This window comes from Cupriavidus sp. R6-3 (assembly GCF_059772245.1).
The window spans coordinates 1-5,078 of the sequence record NZ_JCBAJO010000285.1; the positions used below are offsets into that span (position 1 = coordinate 1).

Consider the following 5,078-nt stretch of genomic DNA (forward strand, 5'->3'; position numbering starts at 1 on the left):
CCGAGGTCGGTGCGGATGACGGCGCGAGGGGTCCGTCGCGGTCCTTGTCGTACAGCGCGGCATCGCCGATGGTCTCGAGCGTCGCGCGCAACTCGATCTTGCTGGCCGCATCGTTCAGCGCCAGATGGCCGCGCGTCAGCACCACCTCGCCGATTTCCAGGTGCCATTGCGATGGCTCCTTGTCTTCGCGGGTGGGGAAGGTCCAGTTGTTGCGCTTGTCGGCCAGCCGTTCGAGCGCGACGGAGGGGCCATCGATGGTGATGGTCGGCAGCGAGATCTCGCGCGCCAGCAGCGGCAGCGGGCGCAGCAGGAACACCAGCTCCCGCGCGGTGGCGAGATTGGGCTGCTGGGTCCAGTCGGGGTTGCCGATCGTGATGTCGCGGGCGGACAGCCGCGGCCACGGCACCAGGCGCCGCCAGCCGCTCTCGCCTTCGGGCCGGCGCCAGGTCAGGATCAGGTCGCCGTTGACGGCGAACGGGCGCCCGATGGCATCGCTGACCTTCTCGTTGAGCCAGGGCTTGAGGCGGTTCCAGTCGAACAGCAGCACGAAGGCCACCACCGCCGCAATCAACACCAAGGGCGTCAACACACTCCACAGCACGGCCTGGCGGCGCATCGACATGAGGGGCTCCTGGCCGGCGCACGCGCGAACCGGACCGGTGCGCTGGCGCGGCTGACGTACCACGTTGCGGCTATTGTATAGTTGCGCGCCGGGCCCTCCTGTCGGCATGCGACTGACATTGATGCCCGCGCTTTTCGCATTTTTTGCCCGCCGCCGTGCTCGCATCGCTTCGGCAGGCGGGTCCAAGCCGATGGTGAAGTCCTCGATGGCCGACGACCCTAACGCAGACTCCCGGGCCGACTTCCGGGCCGACTCCCGGGTCGATTCCCGGAGCGATTCCCGGAGCGATTCCCGGAGCGATTCCCGGAGCGATTCCCCGGTCGATACCCGGGCCGACCCCCGGGCTGCCTCCAGCTCCGACTTCCGGGCCGACGCCAGCCCCGACCGCAACGACGATCCTGTCGCCGCGCAGGCGCTGGCGGAACTGCCTGCCGCGCTGCCGCATGACAGCGCCGAGGACGACGACTACCACCGGCGCTTCGGCGGCGTGGCTCGCCTCTACGGTGCCGATGGCCTGGCGCGGCTGGAGGCGGCCAGCATCTGCGTGGTCGGTATCGGCGGGGTCGGCAGCTGGGCCGCCGAGGCGCTGGCCCGCAACGCGGTGGGGCGCATCACGCTGATCGACCTGGACCATATCGCCCCGTCGAACACCAACCGGCAGATCCACGCGCTGGGCGACGAGTATGGGCGCGCCAAGGTCGAGGCGATGGCGCAGCGGCTGCTGCAGATCAACCCGCGCGTGCGGGTGCGGCCCGTCGACGATTTCGTCACGCCCGACAACGTCGAGGCGCTGCTGGCCGGCCATGACTACGTGATCGACGCGATCGATGCGGTCAAGGTCAAGATCGCGATGCTGGGCTGGGCCCGGCGCCAGCGGCTGCCGATCGTCACCTGCGGCGGCGCCGGCGGCCAGCTCGACCCGACCCGCGTGCGCGTGGCCGACCTGTCCCGCACCATCCAGGACCCGCTGCTGGCCAAGGTCCGCGCCGGGCTGCGCAAGCAATGGGGGCTGCCGCGCGACCCGAAGAAGCCGTTCGGCCTGCCGGCGGTGTATTCCGATGAGCCCTTGCGCTATCCCGAGCCCGAGCAGCAGGCCTGCGAAATCGACGAGGCGCCCTTTGCCGACGCCGCCCATCCGCGGCAGGGGCCGCAGGGGCTGGCCTGCGCGGGCTTCGGCTCGTCGGTGGCCGTCACCGCGGTGTTCGGCTTCGTCGCCGCATCGGTGGCGCTGAGCGCGATCGCGCAGCCTGGCTGACCGGCCCGGTTCCAACGGCTGGCGGTTTTCTCCGATCGCCGCTTGCGGGAGAGGGGCCGGGAAGAGGGCCGGGAAGATGGGCCGGGAAGATGGGCCGGGAAGATGGGCGCGGCGGCACCGATACCTGCGATATCGCCCGGCAACCGCCGTTGTCCCCCTTCGCGACGAGTTCGTGCGCTCAGGCCCGCAGCGCGTCGAGCAGCCGCGCCACCTCTGCCTCTCCGGGCGCAAGGTTGTCGAAGTAGATCAGTTCGGGATACTCGGCCGGATCGGGCATGAAACGCCGCTGCCGATAGTCCTCCCAGTGCGCCAGCTTGTAGGCATCGTTGGGATTGCCGCGCCGCACGATGCGCGCGTGCGCCTCGTCCTCGGGCAGATGGACCCAGACCACACGCACCGTGGTGCCGGCCGGCAGCGCGAGCCACTGCGGGTCGCTGAGGCGATGCTCGCGGATCTCGCGCGACAGCGGGCCGATCACGATCGCGCTGATGCCCAGCGCCAGGTTCTCGCGCGCGGTATCGAGCAGGCCCTGGTATTCCGGATCGCGCAGATGCTGCAGATAGAGCGGGCTGTCGCGATCGTTCGGATCGCCGGTCAGCGCGCCCATCGCGGCGGCGCTGTAGCGGCCGTACAGCGTGTCCTTGTCGAGCAGGCAGAACGGTTCGCCGGTGGCCTCCATCAGCGGGCCGATCAGGCGATGGGCCAGCGTGGTCTTGCCGGTGCCGGCATGTCCGCAGAAGAAGATCAGTCTTGGCATCGAAGGGGAGCGGGCGAGGAAGCAGGGAGGAAGATTGGCGGGCAACCAACTGGCAACTCTGCAGACGAAGCGGGGAGCCAGCGGGAACGAAGCGGGCGGCCTGCGGAGACGACGCGGGCAACCAGCGGAGTCCACGCGGGCGCCGGGCGCGGGATTCGGTATCCTTGCGCGTATCCCTGTGCCTTCGGGCATTCCGCGCAGCATAACCGATCGCCTTCATGACCGTTTCCGCTCCCGCTTCCGCTTCCCCGGCCTCCACGGCCACGCCGCCCGATCTCGACAGCAGCGCGCTGCCGGCCGACCTGCATCTGGGCGAGCCCGTCACCGACCATACCCATGCGGAGTTCGTGCTGCTGCTGCAGGCCGCCCAGCGCGCCAGCGACGAGGGCTTTCTGGCCGCGCTGGACGAGTGGATCGACCACACGCGCTACCACTTCGACATGGAGGAAGCGTGGATGGAGGCGATGAACTTCGGCCCGCGCCAATGCCATGCCGGCGAGCACCGGCAGATGCTGGAGATCGTCGGCAAGGTCCGCGCGAAGGTCGAGCAGGAAGGGGACTTCGAGACCGGGCGCCGCCTGGTGGCGGAACTGCCCGGCTGGTTCGCGCTGCACGTGCGCAAGCAGGACGCCGCGATGGTGGCCTACATGCGGCAGAACGGCTTTACGCTGGTGGAGGGGCCGGCGGGGTAAGGGGAGACGGCCGGGGGGAGAGGGCCGGGAGAGAGCGCAACCGCGCCCTCTCGGCCGCGCCACCTCAATTCAACGCCGCACTCAACTGCCGGCGCCAGCGCGACACCGCCTCGGGCGTGTCGCCCATCATCTCGAACACCGACAGCATCGTCTTGCGGCCGACATCGTCCTCGAAGCTGCGGTCGGTGCGCACGATCGCCAGCAACTGCTCCAGCGCCGGTTCGTATTGGCGGCGGGCGATCAGCAGCCGGGCCAGATCGAGGCGCGCCCGCAGATCCGCGGGGTCGGCGGCGATGCGGCCGGTCAGCGTGCCCTCGTCGGGCAGGTCGCCCAGGCCCTTCATTGCCTCGAGCCGGGTCTGCAGCGCGGCGTAGGCATCCTGCTGCGGCGCGCGCGGGGTCAGCATGCCGAACTGGGCCTCGGCTTCCTCCAGCGCATTGCCGTCGAGCAGGAAGGCAATGTAGTCGAGGCGCGCTTCGTCGAAGCCGGGATCGAAGGCCAGCGCGGCCTGGAAGGCCTCGCGCGCGATCTGGCGATTGCCGGCGGCGGCCGCATGGCGCGCCTCGCGCAGCGCGATCTGGCCCGGGTTCGGCGTGACCCGCGCGATGAACTCGCGCAGGCCCGATTCGGGCAGCACGCCGATGAACTGGTCGACCGGCTTGCCGTCGACGAAGGCCACCACATGGGGAATGCTGCGCACGCCGAAGTGGGCGGCCAGCTCCTGGTTCTCGTCGACGTTGATCTTGGCCAGCTTCCACTTGCCGCCGGCCTCGCGCTCGAGTTTCTCCAGCAGCGGGCCCAGCGTGCGGCACGGTCCGCACCATGGCGCCCAGAAGTCCACCAGCACGGGGACGCTGCGCGACAGCGCAATCACGTCGTGGTCGAAGTTCTGCAGGGTGACGTCGCTCATTCCTTGCCTCGCTGTTCGTGAATTCGCCTGATATCGCGTGGATCCGCGGGAGTCCCGGGAAATCCTTGGGAGTCGCCGGGACTCGCGGGTCGCATGATTCGGCCCAAGGCGCGGAATCGCGCCGCACGGCCGTTTCCTTGTGTGGATGTGGGGACGGCGCCGCTCATCTCAACCCCGCTTGCGGGAATCTACCCCCTTGGAAATAGAACGGTCGTTCGGTTATATTGCTTGACGATTCGCCGCCGGGGCTGCTTGCCGGCCGCGGCAGCGCCGGTGCCCGTCGTTCGACAACGATGGCTCGGCAACGACGCACGAGAACCGGTTGCAAAGACCGCTCAGGAGACAAACGCATGCAGACCCAGAAGCCCGCCGCGCGCCCGCATTTCCAGTTCTGGCCCAAGCGGGCGCCCACCGCCATCGTGCTGCCCGAGACCTCGCTGTGGGTCAATCTGGAGGTGTCGGCGCGCCGCTATGCCGACAAGGCCGCGATCCGCTATTTCGGCAAGGCCATCACCTTCCGCGAACTGGAGGCGCAGGCCACCGCGCTGGCGGGCTGGCTGCAGCGCGAGGCCGGCGTGGCCAAGGGCGACCGGGTGTTGCTGTACATGCAGAATTGCCCGCAGTTCATCGTCAGCTACTACGCGATCCTGCGCGCCGACGCGGTCGTGGTGCCGGTCAATCCGATGAACCGGGCCGAGGAATTCAAGCACTACATCACCGACGCGCAGGCCCGCGTGGCGATCTGCTCGGCCGATCTGGCCGGCGGCGCCGCGGCCGCCAACGCCGAGCTGCCGCAGGACCAGCAGCTGCAGCATCTGCTGGTGACGCAATACGCCGATGCG

Annotated in this window: 6 protein-coding genes; 3 read left to right on the forward strand and 3 right to left on the reverse strand. The window is 69.4% G+C overall.

What is annotated here, in order from left to right:
* Nucleotides 1-622: AsmA family protein (locus AC6EI8_RS23975; RefSeq protein ID WP_498383065.1), on the reverse strand; the 622-nt coding region annotated here is incomplete at its 3' end.
* 205 nt (nt 623-827) lie between these two features.
* Between AC6EI8_RS23975 and AC6EI8_RS23980 the strand changes: the two genes are divergently transcribed.
* Nucleotides 828-1,877, forward strand: coding sequence for a tRNA threonylcarbamoyladenosine dehydratase (locus AC6EI8_RS23980; protein ID WP_498383066.1), 1,050 nt, complete (start codon nt 828-830; stop codon nt 1,875-1,877).
* Between the two features lie 178 nt (nt 1,878-2,055).
* Here the strand turns inward: AC6EI8_RS23980 and AC6EI8_RS23985 are convergent, their stop codons facing one another.
* Entirely contained in the window at nt 2,056-2,634 is a 579-nt protein-coding gene (locus AC6EI8_RS23985) for a P-loop nucleotide/nucleoside kinase family protein (RefSeq protein ID WP_149317809.1), read from the reverse strand.
* 218 nt (nt 2,635-2,852) lie between these two features.
* On the opposite strand from AC6EI8_RS23985, the gene AC6EI8_RS23990 reads away from it, so the two are divergent.
* The gene (locus AC6EI8_RS23990) at nt 2,853-3,326 is read left to right on the forward strand and encodes a hemerythrin domain-containing protein (protein WP_265633343.1); all 474 of its coding nucleotides are present in this window, start codon (nt 2,853-2,855) and stop codon (nt 3,324-3,326) included.
* Between the two features lie 64 nt (nt 3,327-3,390).
* Here AC6EI8_RS23990 and trxA read toward each other — a convergent pair whose 3' ends face one another.
* On the reverse strand, nt 3,391-4,236 hold the full coding sequence (gene trxA, locus AC6EI8_RS23995) for a thioredoxin (RefSeq protein WP_150084221.1): 846 nt from the start codon (nt 4,234-4,236) through the stop codon (nt 3,391-3,393).
* A 350-nt stretch (nt 4,237-4,586) separates the two neighbouring features.
* Between trxA and AC6EI8_RS24000 the strand changes: the two genes are divergently transcribed.
* Nucleotides 4,587-5,078 (forward strand): AMP-binding protein (locus tag AC6EI8_RS24000; protein ID WP_498383067.1); only part of this gene is annotated, 492 nt, incomplete at its 3' end.